Origin of the sequence: Streptomyces sp. C10-9-1 (assembly GCF_024497955.1) — a bacterium.
GTDB classification, from domain to species: Bacteria; Actinomycetota; Actinomycetes; order Streptomycetales; family Streptomycetaceae; genus Streptomyces; species Streptomyces sanyensis.
The window spans coordinates 1-14,943 of record NZ_JANHKP010000001.1; the positions used below are offsets into that span (position 1 = coordinate 1).

The 14,943-nt window shown below is 74.3% G+C and carries 13 protein-coding genes; 7 read left to right on the plus strand and 6 right to left on the minus strand.

The annotated features are described in order from the left end of the window. The coding region (gene sph, locus NPS70_RS00005; RefSeq protein ID WP_374211911.1) for a sphingomyelin phosphodiesterase at positions 1–986 on the plus strand (986 nt) is incomplete at its 5' end. A gap of 195 nt (positions 987–1,181) precedes the next feature. On the opposite strand, the gene NPS70_RS00010 is transcribed toward sph, so the two are convergent. Beyond that, complete coding sequence (locus NPS70_RS00010; protein ID WP_256521295.1) at positions 1,182–1,670, minus strand: macro domain-containing protein; 489 nt, start codon at positions 1,668–1,670, stop codon at positions 1,182–1,184. Between the two features lie 178 nt (positions 1,671–1,848). Here NPS70_RS00010 and NPS70_RS00015 point away from each other — a divergent pair, with 178 nt between their 5' ends. Beyond that, positions 1,849–2,595 carry a MerR family transcriptional regulator gene (locus NPS70_RS00015; RefSeq protein WP_256521296.1) on the plus strand — a complete coding sequence of 249 codons (747 nt, stop codon included), beginning with the start codon at positions 1,849–1,851 and terminating at the stop codon, positions 2,593–2,595. Positions 2,596–2,714: 119 nt separating this feature from the next. Here the strand turns inward: NPS70_RS00015 and NPS70_RS00020 are convergent, their stop codons facing one another. Genes NPS70_RS00020 through NPS70_RS00035 form a run of 4 tightly spaced genes read right to left on the minus strand, consistent with a single transcriptional unit; the run spans position 2,715 to position 8,481 of the window. Then, positions 2,715–4,892, minus strand: a complete 2,178-nt coding sequence (locus tag NPS70_RS00020) for a 3-hydroxyacyl-CoA dehydrogenase NAD-binding domain-containing protein (RefSeq protein ID WP_256521298.1) — start codon at positions 4,890–4,892, stop codon at positions 2,715–2,717. A 46-nt stretch (positions 4,893–4,938) separates the two neighbouring features. Beyond that, positions 4,939–6,153: an acetyl-CoA C-acetyltransferase gene (locus NPS70_RS00025; protein ID WP_256521299.1), complete on the minus strand. Its 1,215-nt coding sequence runs from the start codon at positions 6,151–6,153 to the stop codon at positions 4,939–4,941. Positions 6,154–6,208: 55 nt separating this feature from the next. Then, a complete protein-coding gene (locus NPS70_RS00030) occupies positions 6,209–7,351 on the minus strand; it encodes an acyl-CoA dehydrogenase family protein (protein ID WP_256521300.1) in 1,143 nt (380 codons plus the stop codon). Beyond that, entirely contained in the window at positions 7,348–8,481 is a 1,134-nt protein-coding gene (locus tag NPS70_RS00035; protein ID WP_256521302.1) for a CaiB/BaiF CoA-transferase family protein, read from the minus strand. The genes NPS70_RS00030 and NPS70_RS00035 overlap by 4 nt, the downstream gene beginning before the upstream one ends. A gap of 275 nt (positions 8,482–8,756) precedes the next feature. Here NPS70_RS00035 and NPS70_RS00040 point away from each other — a divergent pair, with 275 nt between their 5' ends. Then, positions 8,757–9,941: a trans-acting enoyl reductase family protein gene (locus tag NPS70_RS00040; protein ID WP_256521303.1), complete on the plus strand. Its 1,185-nt coding sequence runs from the start codon at positions 8,757–8,759 to the stop codon at positions 9,939–9,941. 15 nt (positions 9,942–9,956) lie between these two features. On the opposite strand, the gene NPS70_RS00045 is transcribed toward NPS70_RS00040, so the two are convergent. Then, a complete protein-coding gene (locus tag NPS70_RS00045) occupies positions 9,957–10,655 on the minus strand; it encodes an endonuclease V (protein ID WP_256521305.1) in 699 nt (232 codons plus the stop codon). Positions 10,656–10,699: 44 nt separating this feature from the next. Here NPS70_RS00045 and NPS70_RS00050 point away from each other — a divergent pair, with 44 nt between their 5' ends. The 4 genes from NPS70_RS00050 to NPS70_RS00065 all read left to right on the plus strand — a co-directional run bounded on the left by NPS70_RS00050 (position 10,700) and on the right by NPS70_RS00065 (position 14,806). After that, entirely contained in the window at positions 10,700–10,999 is a 300-nt protein-coding gene (locus NPS70_RS00050; protein WP_256521306.1) for a YciI family protein, read from the plus strand. A 484-nt stretch (positions 11,000–11,483) separates the two neighbouring features. After that, entirely contained in the window at positions 11,484–12,092 is a 609-nt protein-coding gene (locus tag NPS70_RS00055; protein ID WP_256521307.1) for a hypothetical protein, read from the plus strand. A gap of 206 nt (positions 12,093–12,298) precedes the next feature. Continuing rightward, on the plus strand, positions 12,299–12,718 hold the full coding sequence (locus NPS70_RS00060; RefSeq protein WP_256521308.1) for an SsgA family sporulation/cell division regulator: 420 nt from the start codon (positions 12,299–12,301) through the stop codon (positions 12,716–12,718). 426 nt (positions 12,719–13,144) lie between these two features. Next, positions 13,145–14,806, plus strand: coding sequence for an ABC-F family ATP-binding cassette domain-containing protein (locus NPS70_RS00065; protein WP_256521309.1), 1,662 nt, complete (start codon positions 13,145–13,147; stop codon positions 14,804–14,806). The last annotated feature ends 137 nt before the right edge of the window (positions 14,807–14,943 follow it).

Here is a 14,943-nt window from a genome sequence, read left to right on the forward strand (position 1 = left end):
TGCCGACCTCCACGCTCCGCCGCGCCCTGGGCGCGGCGCTCGCCGCCGCACTCTCGGCCACCGCACTCGCCACCGCCGCACCCTCGGCATCGGCCGCGGCGGACACCTACGAGACCCCGCGGCTGAAGGTGCTCAGCTACAACGCGTTCCTGTTCAGCAAGACGCTGTACCCCAACTGGGGCCAGGACCACAGGGCCTCCGCCATCCCCCGGACCTCGTTCTTCCAGGGCAACGACGTGGTCGTCCTGCAGGAGGCCTTCGACAACTCCTCCTCCGAGGCGCTGAAGTCGAACGCGGCCTCCCAGTACCCGTACCAGACCCCGGTGATGGGCCGCAGCAAGAGCGGCTGGGACGCCACCGGGGGCGCCTACTCGGCGACGACGCCCGAGGACGGCGGTGTCACCGTGCTGAGCAAGTGGCCGATCCTGCGCAAGGAGCAGTACGTCTACAAGGACGCCTGCGGCGCGGACTGGTGGTCGAACAAGGGCTTCGTCTACGTGGTGCTGGACGTCGACGGCACCCGGGTCCACGTGGTCGGGACGCATGCCCAGTCCACCGACCCCGGCTGCGGCTCCGGCGAGGCGGCGCTGATGCGCAGCCGCCAGTTCCGGGCCATGGACGCCTTCCTGGACGGCAAGGACATCCCCGCCTCCGAGCAGGTCGTCGTCGCGGGGGACTTCAACGTGGACCGGCACAGCGCCGAGCACGCGACGATGCTCGCGGACGCGGGGCTGGTCGACTCCGACGCACGGACCGGGCACGCCTACTCCTTCGACACGCGGGACAACTCGATCGCGGCGTACCGCTACCCCGACGACCCCCGCGAGGACCTCGACTACGTGCTGCACCGCGCCGGGCACGCGAGGCCCGGCGGCTGGACCAACGACGTGGTCAAGGAGCAGAGCGCCCCGTGGTCCGTGTCCAGCTGGGGCAGGACCTACACCTACACCAACCTCTCCGACCACTACCCGGTGATCGGCGGCTGAGGCCCGCCCGGGGCCTGTCCCGCCCGTCCGCCGGGGGACAGGCCCCGCACGGATACCGCCCCGGGGCCTGTCCCGGGCGGTATCGGTGCCCGTCCGCCGCATCTCCCGTCCGGGCCGCGGCGGACGGGCCCCGTGGGCCGGGGTGCCCTCGCGGGGATCCCCGGGGGCACGGTGGCGGCGCGCCACTCCCCCGCCTCAGGCCCGCCCCGCGTCACCGCCCTCGTGGTCGTACACCGTCACCGCCACGCCCCGGGCCACCAGGCGCCGGGTGACCAGCGGCTCCACACGGGACCACTCGCCGCCCGCAAGTCCGCAGCCGATGCGGGGCATGTGCACGGAGGCGCCGAGTTCCAGCGCCCTGTCCCCCAGGGTCCCGAGCGCCGTGTCGATCGCCGCGTACCGCACGGGCACGGCCGTGCTCCCCTTGGTGCGCAGCCCGTGCTGGCCCACCATGTTCGCCACCCACAGATCGGGCTCGACCCGGACGAACTGCGCGTCCCCGAGGGCGAAGCCGTCCGCGTGCCATGCGCGGAACGCGGCCTCGGGCCCGGGCCACCGGCGGGAGAGGGCGAGCACGAAGCCCTTGCCCCAGCCGCCGGAGTCGTTGCACACATGGGCGATGATCCTGGCGCCACCGCCCCGGGGCGCGGTGGCGTCCCCCCGTACGTACTCGATCGTCGTCATAGAACAAACGTACGACGCTTCTTCGGTGGGCACCCCCGATTTCCTCCGCCCCCGCGGCCGCCGCCCCCTGGAGGCAGGGGGCGTCCCGCGAGGACTTCGCAGTCCCGGTGAGACAGCAATACTGTTGAGCCGGACCGCGGCGGCACGGCACGCGGGAGGCGGCGACGGAAGGACGGGTATGGCGGACGGGAACGGGGAGCCGGCCCTGACCGTGGACGAGCTGGCCGCGCGTGCCGGGGTCACCGTGCGCACGATCCGCTTCTACGGCACCCGCGGCCTGCTGCCGCCCCCCGAGATCGGCCCGCGCCGCGTCGGCCGCTACGGCTCCGGCCATCTGTCCCGGCTCGCGCTGATCGAGGAGCTGCAGCGCCAGGGCATGACGCTGGCCGCCATCGAGCGGTACCTGGAGCAGCTCCCCGACGACCTGAGCGACCGGGACCTGGCCATCCACCGGGCCCTGGTGGCCTCCTGGGCGCCGGAGTCGGCCGAGGAGGTCACCCGGGAGGAGCTGGAGCGGAAGGCCGGGCGGGAGCTGCGCGAGGCGGACGTCGACCGGCTCGCCGCGATGGGGGTGCTGGACCGCACGTCCGGCGGGGTGCTGCGCCTGGACTGCTCGCTGCTGCGCCTGGGTCTGGAACTGCTGGACGTGCCGATCGCGCACGAGACGATCCTCGCCTCGCGCACGGTCCTGCTGGAGCACGCGCGCGCCGCGGCCGAGGAGCTGTCGCGGCTCTTCCGCGACGAGGTCTGGGGGCCCTACCGGGAGCGGGAGGGGGACGGGGACCATCTGGCGGCCATGAAGTCCCTCTCCGCGCACATGCAGCCGATGGTGGTGCAGGCCCTGGTGACGGCGTTCCAGAGGTCGCTGCGCGAGGAGCTGCGGGCGGCGTTCGAGGCGGACGGGGTGCCGCCTGCGGGCGGGTGACGGCGGCCCGCAGGGCGGCGGCGCACCCGGGACGACGCCCGGCTCCCGGGACCGCGACCGGTCCCGGGAGCCGGGCGTGACGGACGGCGCCGGACGGCGGTGGCCCGCCGCCCGGGCCGTCACCGGGCGTCGGTGAAGACCTCGCCCCGCTCCGCCATCTCCACCAGCCCGGCCGACGGCAGGAAGCGGTCCCCGTAGCGGTCCGCCAGTTCGCGGGCCCGTGCCACGAAGCCGGCCGGCCCTCCCGGGTAGCCGTTGACGTACTGGAGCACGCCGCCGGTCCACGCGGGGAAGCCGATGCCCATGAGGGAGCCGATGTTGGCGTCGGCGACGGTCGTCAGGACTCCCTCCTCCAGGCAGCGGACGCTGTCGAGCGCCTCCGAGAAGAGCATCCGCTCCTGCATGTCCGCGAAGGGGATCTCGGTTCCCGGGCGGGTGAAGTGCTCGCGCAGGCCCGGCCACAGCCGCGTGCGGGCGCCGTCCGCGTCGTACTCGTAGAAGCCGGCGCCGCCGCTGCGGCCGGGCCGGTCGAACTCGTCGACCATCCGGTCGACGACGGCCTCCGCCGGGTGCGGCGTCCAGGTGCCGCCCGCCTCCTCGACCGCCCGCCGGGTCTCGTTCCGGATCCTGCGGGGCAGGGTGAGGGTGAGCTCGTCCATCAGGGAGAGCACCTTGGCGGGATATCCGGCCTGTGCGGCGGCCTGCTCCACGGAGACCGGGTCGGCACCCTCGCCGACCATGGCCACGCCCTCGTTGATGAACTGCCCGATGACCCGGGAGGTGAAGAAGCCACGGGAGTCGTTGACCACGATGGGCGTCTTGGAGATCTGCCGCACCAGGTCGAAGGCGCGGGCCAGGGCCTCGTCCCCGGTGCGCTCCCCCTTGATGATCTCCACCAGGGGCATCTTGTCCACGGGGGAGAAGAAGTGCAGACCGACGAAGTCGGCCGGGCGCTCGACACCCTCGGCGAGTGCGGTGATCGGCAGCGTGGAGGTGTTGGAGCACAGCAGCGCGTCGGTCGCCACCACACCCTGGATCTCCTGGAACACCTTGTGCTTGAGGCCCGTGTCCTCGAAGACGGCCTCGATGACCGCGTCGCAGCCCGCGAGGCCGGCGGTGTCGGCGGTCGGGGTGATCCGGGCGAGCAGGGCGTCGGCCTTCTCCTGCGTGGTGCGGCCGCGGGAGACGGCCTTGGCGCACAGCTTCGCGGAGTAGCCCTTGCCCTTGGCGGCCGCCTCCTCGGTGACGTCCTTCAGCACGACCTCGATGCCCGCGCGGGCGCAGGAGTAGGCGATGCCCGCGCCCATCATCCCGGCGCCGAGGACGGCGACCCTGGAGACGGTCCGCGGCGCGACGCCCTTCGGGCGGCTGGCACCGGAGTTGACGGCCTGGAGGTCGAAGAAGAAGGCCTGCATCATGTTCTTGGCCGTCTGGCCGGTGACCAGCTCGGTGAAGTAGCGGGCCTCGATGACCTGCGCCGTCTCGAAGTCGACCTGGGAGCCCTCGACGGCGGTGGCGAGGATGTTGCGCGGCGCCGGGTAGGGCGCGCCCGCGGTCTGCTTGCGCAGGTTGGCCGGGAAGGCGGGCAGGTTGGCGGCGAGCTTCGGGTGGGCGGGGGTGCCGCCCGGGATCCGGTAGCCGGGGGTGTCCCAGGGCTGGCGGGACTCGGGGTGGGCGTCGATGAAGGCGCGCGCCTGCCGGATCATCTCCTCCGGAGTGGCGGCCAGTTCGTGCACCAGCCCGGCCTCCAGGGCGCGCTTCGGGGAGTACTGGGTGCCCTGGAGGAGGACCTTCAGCAGGGCGTCCGCGATGCCCATGAGGCGCACGGTGCGGGTGACGCCGCCGCCGGCGGGGAGCAGCCCGAGGGTGACCTCGGGCAGGCCGATCCTGGAACCGGGGGCGTCGAGGGCGATGCGGTGGTGGCAGGCGAGGGCGATCTCGTAGCCGCCGCCGAGGGCCGCGCCGTTGATCGCGGCGACGACGGGCTTGCCGAGGGTCTCGATGCGGCGCAGGGCGCGCTTGATGCCCATGCCTGCGTCGAAGACCGCCTGGGCGTCGCCCGGTCCGGCCTTGATCATCTCCTTCAGGTCGCCGCCCGCGAAGAAGGTCTTCTTCGCGGAGGTGACGATGACTCCGCGGACGGTCTCCCGCTCCGCTTCGAGGCGGTCGGCGACCTGGGCGATCGACGCCTTGAACGCCTGGTTCATGGTGTTGGCGGACTGGTCCGGATCGTCGAGCACGAGGGTGACGACGCCGGTCTCGTCCTGTTCCCAGCGGATGGTGGTGGACTCGCTCATGGTGGTGGCTGCTCCGTAAGACAGGGCCGAAGGGGACGGGACGGATTCAGAGGCGCTCGACGACGGTGGCGACCCCCATCCCGCCGCCGACGCAGAGGGTGGCGAGGCCGTACCGCTTGTCCCGGCGCTCCAGCTCGTCGACGAGCGTGCCGAGGATCATGGCGCCGGTGGCCCCGAGCGGGTGGCCCATCGCGATGGCGCCGCCGTTGACGTTGACCTTGTCCAGGCTCAGGCCCATGTCCGCGGCGAAGCGCAGCACGACGCCGGCGAAGGCCTCGTTGATCTCGACCAGGTCGATGTCGTCGATGGTGAGACCGGCCTTGGCCAGGGCCTTGCGGGTGGCGGGCGCGGGGCCGGTGAGCATGATGGTCGGCTCCGACCCGGAGACGGCGGCGGACACGATCCGGGCACGCGGGGTGAGCCCGTGGCGCTCGCCGACCGCCTTGCTGCCGATCGCGACGAGCGCGGCGCCGTCGACGATGCCGGAGGAGTTCCCGGCGTGGTGGACGTGGTCGATGCGCTCCACCCAGTGGTACTTCTGCAGCGCCACGGCGTCGAAGCCGCCGAGTTCGCCGATGTCGGCGAAGGACGGCTTCAGCCCGGCGAGCGAGTCGGCGGTGGTGCCGGGGCGCATGTGCTCGTCGTGGTCGAGGACCACCAGGCCGTTGCGGTCGGTGACGGGGACCACGGAGCGGTCGAAGCGCCCGTCCTTCCACGCGGCGGCGGCGCGCTCCTGGGAGAGGGCCGCGTACTCGTCCACATCGCGGCGCGACCAGCCGCCGAGGGTGGCGATCAGGTCGGCGCCGATGCCCTGGGGAACGAAGTCGGTCTGGAGGTTGGTCATCGGGTCGGCGAACCAGGCGCCGCCGTCGGAGGCCATGGGGACGCGGGACATCGACTCGACGCCGCCGGCCAGGACCAGCTCCTCCCAGCCGGAGCGCACCTTCATCGCGGCCAGGTTGACCGCCTCCAGCCCCGAGGCGCAGAAGCGGTTCTCCTGGACGCCGGCGACCGTGTCGGGGAGCCCCGCGGCGATGGCGGCGATCCGGGCGATGTCGGAGCCCTGGTCGCCGACGGGTCCGACGACGCCGAGCACGATGTCGTCGATCGCCGCCGGGTCCAGGTCGGGGAGGCGGCGCCGGACCTCGTGGATCAGGCCCACGACCAGGTCGATGGGCTTGGTGCCGTGCAGGGCGCCGTTGGCCTTCCCGCGTCCGCGCGGGGTGCGGATCGCGTCGTACACGTACGCTTCGGTGCTCACCTTGTGTCAGCCTTTCGGGGAGGATGGGGCCCGGCGGGGAGGGTGCCGGTCGCCGTCAGCCGAGCAGCGAACGGCCGATGATCTCCTTCATGATCTCGGTCGTGCCGCCGTAGATGGTCTGGATGCGCCCGTCGGTGAAGGCCCGGGCGACGGGGTACTCGTTCATGTACCCGTACCCGCCGTGGAGCTGGAGGCAGCGGTCGGCGGCCCGCTTCTGGAGTTCGGTGGCCCACCACTTGGCCATGGAGGCGTGGACGCCGTCGAGCGTGCCGGCGGCGTGGTCCTCGATGCAGCGGTCCAGGAAGGCCCGGGTGACGGCGCACTCGGTGGCCAGCTCCGCGATCTCGAAGCGGACGTGCTGGAGCCTCGCCAGCGGCCGGCCGAAGGCCTCGCGCTCCTTGACGTACGCCGTGGTGATCTCCAGCAGGTGCTCGGCGGCCGCGATCCCGGCGACGGCGATGGCCATCCGCTCCTGGGCCAGGTTGGTCATCAGGTGGACGAAGGCGCCGTTGAGCTCGCCGAGCAGGTTCTCCTTGGGCACCCGCACGTCGCGGAAGAACAGCTCGGCCGTGTCCTGCGACTTCTGGCCGATCTTGTCGAGGTTGCGCCCCCGCTCGAAGCCCTCCGCGCCCCGCTCGACGGCGAGCAGCGACAGGCCGTGGGCCCCGCCCTCGGGGGTGGTCCGCGCCACCACGAGCACGAGGTCGGCGAGGATGCCGTTGGAGATGAAGGTCTTGGAACCGTTGAGCACCCAGTGGTCGCCCCGGTCCTCGGCGGTGGTGCGGATGCCCTGGAGGTCGGACCCGGCGCCGGGCTCGGTCATGGCGATGGCCGTGATCAGCTCGCCGCTGCAGAACCCGGGCAGCCACCGCCGCTTCTGCTCCTCGGTGGCCAGTGCGGTGAGGTACGGGCCGATGATGTCGTTGTGCAGGCCGATCGCCAGTCCGGGGGCGCCGGCCCGGGTGAACTCCTCGTGCAGCACCGCGGCGTAGCGGAAGTCGGCGTTGCCGCCGCCTCCGTACTCCTCCGGCACGGCGAGGCCGAGCAGCCCCTGGCGCCCGGCGGCCAGCCAGGCAGCCCGGCTGACGATGCCGTCCTTCTCCCACTGCGCGTAGTGCGGCAGCACCTCCTTGGCCAGGAAGGTGCGCACGGTCTCCCGGAACGCCTCGTGCTCGTCGGTGAAGATCCGGCGCTTCAACGGTCCTCCTGGGGGTCGGTCAGGGGCACGCCCCAGTCCCGCGCGACCTCCGCGGTGTCCGCACCGGGCAGGGCGGGTCCCCGGCGCACCGCACCGGGAGTGGCGGAGAAGCGGGGGGCGGGCGCGGGCTGGACGGTGCCGCCGTGCTCGACGAAGGTGGAGCGGGCGGCGAGATGCGGGTGGTGCGGGGCCTCCCGCAGGGACAGCACGGGGGCGACGCAGGCGTCGGAGCCCTCGAAGAGGGCCGTCCACTCGGCTCGGGTACGGGTCAGGAAGCGGGCGGCGACGGCGGCCCGCAGCTCGCCCCAGCGGTCGAAGTCCTTGCGGGAGGGCAGCGTGTCGGCGATGCCGAGCAGGCGGACGAACTCCTCGTAGAACCGCTGCTCCAGGGCGCCGACGGCCATGTACTCGCCGTCGGAGGTCTCGTAGGTGCCGTAGAAGGGGCAGCCGCCGTCGAGGAGGTTGCCGCCGCGCCGGTCCTGCCAGCCGCCGGCGGCCATCATCCCGTGGATCATGGTGGCCAGGTGGCTGGCGCCGTCCACGACGGCGGCGTCCACGACCTGCCCGGTGCCGCCCTCGGTGCGCGCGTGCTGGAGGGCGGCGAGGACGCCGACGACCAGGTAGAGCGCGCCGCCGGCGTAGTCGCCGAGCAGATTGGCGGGCAGGGCCGGCGGCTCCCCGCTCCGGCCGACCATGGACAGGGTGCCGGTCACGGCGATGTAGGAGACGTCGTGCCCGGCGCGGTCCGCGAGCGGGCCGTCCTGCCCCCAGCCCGTCATCCGGCCGTACACGAGCCCGGGGTTCCGGGCGAGGCAGGCATCGGGCCCGACGCCGAGCCGTTCCGCGACCCCGGGGCGGTAGCCCTCGATCAGGATGTCCGCCGCCGCGGCCAGGTCCAGCACCCGGGCGGGCCCGTCCGCCGACTTGAGGTCGACGAGCACGGAGCGCTTGTTGCGGTTGGTGAGGTCGTGGGCCGGGTCGATACCGAGGCCCGGCCCTCCGGGGCGGTCCACCCGGACGACGTCGGCACCGAGGTCCGCCAGGTGCATGGCGGCGAACGGGCCCGGCCCGATGCCGGCCAGTTCGACCACGCGCACCCCGGCGAGCGGTCCGTTCCCCGATGCGGCCATCCGCCGACCCCCAGAGGTGTGACACAGTTGATGTAACACCATCGATGATAAGAAGGTGCCCCCGGGCGCACAAGGGCTTCCGGCACCTGTTCCGAGCGAGCGCTTAGCTCCGTACGCCCGCCAGGTTACCGATGGGGAACCCCTCTTCTGCGGGACCGCGCGGCGCGTTAGGGTCTCCCGGACGGATCACCCGCGGTCCGCTCCCCGGACCCCCGGGGGGACCCGCCCGGCCCCGGCGCCGGAGGGCAGCCGCGGGCCGCACCGCGGAGGAGCCCTTGAACAGCAAGAACGCGCGCCCCTACGACCTCGTGCTCTTCGGGGCGACCGGGTTCGTCGGGGAGCTGACGGCCCGCCGGCTCGCCCTCAGGGCACCCGCCGACTGCCGCTGGGCCCTCGCCGGCCGCAGCAGGGCGAAGCTGGAGGCGCTCCGGGACCGGCTGAGCGCGGAGCACCCCGACTGCGCCTCGCTCCCCCTGGTGGTGGCGGACGCCGCGGACCCCGCCTCGATGCGCGAGCTCGCCGAGTCCACCCGGGCCCTCGCCACCACCGTGGGCCCCTACGTCTGGTACGGCGAGGCGCTGGTGGCGGCCTGCGCCGAGGCCGGCACCCACTACGCGGACCTGACCGGGGAGCCGGAGTTCATCGACTCGGTGTTCGTCCGGCACGACGCCAGGGCACGCGAGAGCGGGGCCCGGCTGGTGCACGCCTGCGGCTTCGACTCGATCCCGGCGGACCTGGGCGCCTACCACATGGTGCGGCAGCTGCCGGAGGGCGTGCCGCTGCGGGTCGACGGCTTCGTGCGCTCCGGCGCGATGTTCTCGGGCGGCACCTTCGCCTCCGCGCTCACCGCCATGGGGCGCGGAACGCAGACGCTGCGGGCCGCCCGCGCGCGGCGCCTGCACGAGCCCCGGCTCGTCGGGCGGCGCGCCACATCCCCCGTCGGCATACCCCGGTTCCGCCGCGAGACGGGGACCTGGGCCCTGCCGCTGCCCACCATCGACGGGCCGATCGTCGCGCGCAGCGCGCGCGCCCTGGAGCGCTACGGACCGGACTTCCGCTACCGGCACTTCGCCTCGGTCCGGACGCTGCCGATGGCGCTCGCCGGGCCCGCGGTCGTCTGCGCGGGCGCGGCCCTCGCGCAGATCCCGCCGGTGCGCCGTCGGCTGATCGACCTCGTGGAGCCCGGTACCGGCCCGAGCGCGGAGCGCCGCGCCCGCAGCTGGTTCTCCGTCCGCTTCGTGGGCGAGGGCGGTGGACGCCGCGTCCTGACCGAGGTCGCCGGCGGCGACCCCGGGTACGACGAGACGGCCGTCATGCTGGCGGAGTCCGTGCTGTGCCTCGCCCTCGACGAACTCCCCGAGGCATCGGGCCAGTTGACCACCGCGGTGGCGATGGGCGACGCGCTGCTGGAGCGGCTGCGCAGCGCGGGGCTGTCGTTCCGGGTGGTCCACTCCCGCTGACCGGGCCGCGGGAGGTCACCGGGATCCGATCGCCTCCCGCAGAGCGCGACGGCACAGGGCGTCCGCGCGCCGGGTCGTCTCCGGCAGGCGGAAGTCCCGCGCCAGGTGGAGGGTGTGGGCGCAGGCCGCCTCCAGCGTGGTGCGGTGGCCCGCGGAGACGAAGAGGGGCTTGACCCCCGCGCGGGTACGCAGGGCACGGCCGACCTCCTCGCCGTCGTCGGCGAGGAGCGGCGCGGTGTCGCCGCGTGCCGGGCCCGGCTCCTCGTGGCGGAAGACGAAGGGGTTCTTGGCCACGCCGATCGCCGGCAGGCCCGTCAGCACGCCCAGGTGGCTGGCCAGGCCGAAGCGCCGCGGGTGCGCCAGCCCGTAGCCGTCGCAGACCACGAGGCCGGGATCGGTGCCGAGCGCCTCCAGCGCGGCACGGACCGTGGGGAGCTCCCGGAAGGCCAGCAGACCGGGGACGTAGGGGAAGGACACCCTGCCCACCGCGGTGGCCTCCGCGACGACGTGGAGGTCCTCCGCGTCCAGCACGACGGCCGCGGCGGCCACCAGGTCGCGCCCGTCGTCGTAGGCGACGTCCACCCCGGTCACGCGGCCGGAGCCCACGGGGGGCGCCTCGTCCGCGAGGACGACACGGCATCGCAGGTCGTCCTGGAGGGCACGGGCCGCCTCCTCGGTGGCAGGCCAGTCCGCGGGTGCTTCGACGATCGTCATGGTGGCACCCAGCCTACGGTGCCGGGGTGGGTAGCCTGCCGTTCATGTTCGTAATGGAATTGACGTACACCGCCCCGGTCGACCGCGTCGACACCCTGCTGCCCGCACACGTCGCCTGGCTCGACGCGCTGTACGCGCAGGGCGTGTTCATCGCCTCGGGCCGCAAGAACCCTCGGGACGGGGGCATCATCCTCGCGGTGGCGGACGACCGGGCGCGGATCGAGGAGATCGCCGCGGGCGACCCGTTCGTCTCGGGTGGCGTCTGCACCTACCGCATCACGGAGTTCGCGGCGACGAAGACGGCGCCCGCGCTCTCCGCCTACCGGGAGCAGCCCGCCGCCTGACGCTCCCGGGCACGGAACCGGGGGGCGGGGCGGGCCCCTTTCCCGCCCCGCCCACCCGGCGGTCCGGGCCGGGTGCCCTCCGTGCCACCTGCTCCGACGGACCCGCTGCGGCCACCGGCCACCGCCGTTGCCGCACGGGGCCGTGGCGCCTGCCGCGATGGCGGGGGGCGGCACGGTGCGGTGTCCGCGGCTGCGCCGGGCGCCGCTGTTCCGAGGAGCAGGCATGACGAGGAAAGGCAGTCGGCATGGCCGTGTCCAGAGTCTCCCCTGATGCGCTCCCCCGTCCGGGCGGCGTACCGGACGCACCGGTGGCCGCCGGGGGCCGCGGGCCCGCCGGGCCGGAGCCCCGGCGGCCCTCGCGGGCCTGCTGGTATGACTCTCTCCCGGTGCGGCGGCGGCCGCACCGGGCGACCCGGACACCTCCTTCGGCACCGGCGGCACGGCCGTCACCGACCTCGGCGGGTCCAGCGACCAGGCACTGGCCGTGGCCCTTCAGCCCGACGGCAGGATCGTCGCCGCGGGCCTCGGCAGTCCGGGCGGCCGCAGCGCGTTCGCGCTCGCCCGCTACGACGGCGGGGCCCTCCCCCCGCCGTCCCTGACCGTCGCCAAGGAGCACACCGGTTCCTTCGTCCGGGGGGAGACCGGCACCTACACCATCACCGCCGGCAACCGGGGCCCCGGCCCGACCGACGGCAGCACGGTCACCGTGCACGACACCCTGCCACCCGGGCTCACCGCCACCGCGATCGGCGGCTCCGGTTGGCAGTGCGCACTCGCCACCCTCACCTGCGTCCGCGACGACGTCCTGGGCCCCGGCGACAGCTACCCGCCGATCACGCTCACGGTGCACGTGCCGTGCGACGCACCGGCGTCGGGCGTCAACACCGCCACGGTCACCGGGGGCGGCGACAGCACCACGCACACCGCCGCCGACCCCACCGCCATCGTGGCCGGCCGCCACTGCGGAAAGCCGCCTACGCCGGGGAAGCCGCACGAGCAGGTGCACCACCATGAGCACCACCACCTCCACTTCCATGTGCACTACCACCTGCACCACCACGGAGACGGCCGGGCCCCCGAGGGCTCCCGGTAGGGCACCGCCCGCTGGCCGGACCGGGCGCGAGGCGGCGTCCGGCCCGCCTCCCGTCCGGTGGGTCACGTTCCGGTGACGCATGTCACGGCACGGGCCGATGCACGTGCGGGGGCCTCGCGCCGTCTACTCCGGTACCGGGGTCAGCGCGTGCCCGGAAGCACTGCCGACCGGGCACCCCGGCAGCGGCACAGGTTGAGGAGCGGCCCTTGTCCACCGTCATCGAGCAGGCCGTCCAGGCCCGGCTCGTCGCCTCCGCACCCCGGATGGAGTCGGTCCCCGCGACGCTCCACTACGACCGCCGGGACCCGTTCACCGTGCGCATCGACTTTCCCGCCCCGGCGACGCTGGAAGGCCGGGACGTCTCCTGGGAGTTCGCCCGGGAGCTGCTGGCGGAGGGGGTGGAGGCGCCCGCCGGCCTCGGCGACGTGCGGGTGCGGCCCTTCGGCTACGACCGCACGGTGATGGAGTTCCACGCACCGGAAGGCGTGGCGATGGTGCACCTCCTCACCGGCGAGCTGCTGACCTTCCTCCGGCGCACGCAGGAGCTGGTCCCGCTCGGCGACGAGCGGGACCGCCTCGACCTCGACGGGGCCCTCGCACTGCTGCTGGGAGGCGGCACCCCCTGAGCGGCCCGCGAGGCCCGAAGGCGCCTTCGCCCGGCGGCCCCGCACCCGCACCCGCACCCGCACCCGCACCCGCACCCGCACCCGCACCCACGATGGGGACGCCCACGCCGACGCCGTCGTCGCCGCCGCCGCCGAAAAACAGGTGGCCCCGCGCATGCGCCCGGACTACTGTCGTCCTCGGTTCTGCCCCCTGTCGATCGGAGAAGGACGTTGCTCGTCTGAGGTCCTGAGACACCGTGCCCGCCCGCCCTGTGCCGGCGCGCCGCGTGCGACCTCGACGCCCTGCCGTCCTCCGCCCGGCCCGTATCCGACCGCCCCGTCCCCTGCACCCGTGCAGCGGTCCGCGGTCCCCCGCGCCGGCGGCCCGTCGCCGCCCCGGTGTCTCCACCCGTTGCCCCTCTTCCACCACGCAACCGGGAGGCCACCGTGCCAACTGCCGCCAACCACCACGTCGTCTGCTCGTCCCTCTCCTTCTCCTGGCCTGACGGGTCCGAGGTCCTCTCGGGCCTCGACCTCGCCATCGGCCCCGGCCGGACGGGGCTCACCGGCTCCAACGGCTCGGGCAAGTCGACCCTGCTGAAGCTCCTCGCGGGGCGCCTCGCTCCGACGTCGGGCACCGTCCGCGCGGTCGGGGACATCGGCTGGCTGCCGCAGGACGTCGTGCTCGACACCGCGTCCCGGGTGGACCAGGCGCTCGGCATCGCCGCCGCCCGCGCGGCCCTGCACGCCATCGAGGGCGGTGATCCGGACGAGGAGCACTTCGCGGCCGTCGGTGACGACTGGGACGTGGAGGAACGGGCCCGGGCCACGCTGGACCAGCTGGGCCTCGGGCACATCGGCCTCGACCGCACCATCGGCGAGGTGTCGGGCGGGGAGGCCGTCCTGCTGCGGCTGGCGGCACTGCTGCTGGCCCGCCCGGACGTCCTGCTGCTGGACGAACCGACCAACAACCTCGACCTGTACGCCCGGCGCCGGGTCCACGAGGCCCTCGCCGGATGGCCGGGCGCACTGGTCGTCGTCAGCCACGACCGCGAACTGCTGGAGCGGGTGGACCGCATCGCGGACCTGCACGAGGGCGAGGTGCGCCTGTTCGGCGGCCGCTACAGCGAGTTCGAGCAGGCCCTCGCCACGGAGCAGGAGGCGGCCGAGCGCATGGTCCGGGTCGCCGAGGCCGATGTGCAGCGGCAGAAGCGGGAGTTGGCCGAGGCACAGGTGCGCCTCGCCCGCCGGCGGCGCTACGGGCAGCGGATGCAGGAGTCCAAGCGCGAGCCGAAGATCGTGATGGGAGCGCGCAAGCGTGCCGCGCAGGAGTCCGCGGGCAGGCACCGCATCCTGCACGCCGAGCGGCTGGCCGGGGCCCGCGAGCGCCTCGGCGCGGCGGAGGGCGCGGTGCGGGAGGAGGACGCCATCCGCGTCGACCTGCCGGACACGGCCGTCCCTCCCGGGCGCCGGGTGCTGCGGCTGCGCGGGCTCCGGCTGCGCCACGGTCTGGACCTCGCCCGGGACCTGGACGTGCACGGACCCGAGCGGATCGCACTGGTGGGGCGCAACGGCACGGGCAAGAGCACGCTGCTGCGCACGCTCGCCGGGGAACTGGCCCCGCTCGGCGGCGAGGCGGTCGCCGAGGTGCCGCTGCGCTTCCTGCCGCAGCGGCTGGACCTGCTGGACGACGGGCTGAGCGTGGCGCGGAACGTGGCGCGGTTCGCCCCGGGCGCGTCGGACAACCGCATCCGGGCGCAGCTCGCGCGGTTCCTCTTCCGGGGGACGGCGGCCGACCAGTCCGCGGGAGGCCTGTCGGGCGGCGAGCGCTTCCGGGCGACGCTGGCCGCGCTGCTGCTGGCGGACCCGGCCCCCCGGCTGCTGCTGCTGGACGAACCGACCAACAACCTCGACACGGCGAGTGTGCGCAGCCTGACCGGTGCGCTCGCCTCCTACCGGGGGGCTCTGGTGGTCGCGAGCCACGATCCGGCGTTCCTCGCCTCTGCGGGGATCACCCGCTGGCTGCTGCTGGACTCCGGCGGCCTGCGGGACGTCCCCCGGGAGGAGGCACTCGGCGGCGGGGCGGAGGCGGAGGGGGCCGCGGGATAGCACCGGGCGGCGGGGGCGGCGGCGGGCGGCCTGCGAGCCGCGTCTCCGCTCGCCCCTCCCCCGCCGTACCCCTTCCTCACCTGGGGACATAACGGTGCGCAAGGGGGCATCACCGATCCGGGCTTGGCCGAAGGCTT

Coding starts and splice junctions, on each gene's coding strand:
- NPS70_RS00035 (WP_256521302.1), bottom strand. CDS start 8,481: ATGGCCGCATCGGGGAACGGACCGCTCGCCGGGGTGCGCGTGGTCGAA.
- NPS70_RS00045 (WP_256521305.1), bottom strand. CDS start 10,655: ATGACGATCGTCGAAGCACCCGCGGACTGGCCTGCCACCGAGGAGGCG.
- NPS70_RS00050 (WP_256521306.1), top strand. CDS start 10,700: ATGTTCGTAATGGAATTGACGTACACCGCCCCGGTCGACCGCGTCGAC.
- NPS70_RS00010 (WP_256521295.1), bottom strand. CDS start 1,670: ATGACGACGATCGAGTACGTACGGGGGGACGCCACCGCGCCCCGGGGC.
- NPS70_RS00020 (WP_256521298.1), bottom strand. CDS start 4,892: ATGAGCGAGTCCACCACCATCCGCTGGGAACAGGACGAGACCGGCGTC.
- NPS70_RS00015 (WP_256521296.1), top strand. CDS start 1,849: ATGGCGGACGGGAACGGGGAGCCGGCCCTGACCGTGGACGAGCTGGCC.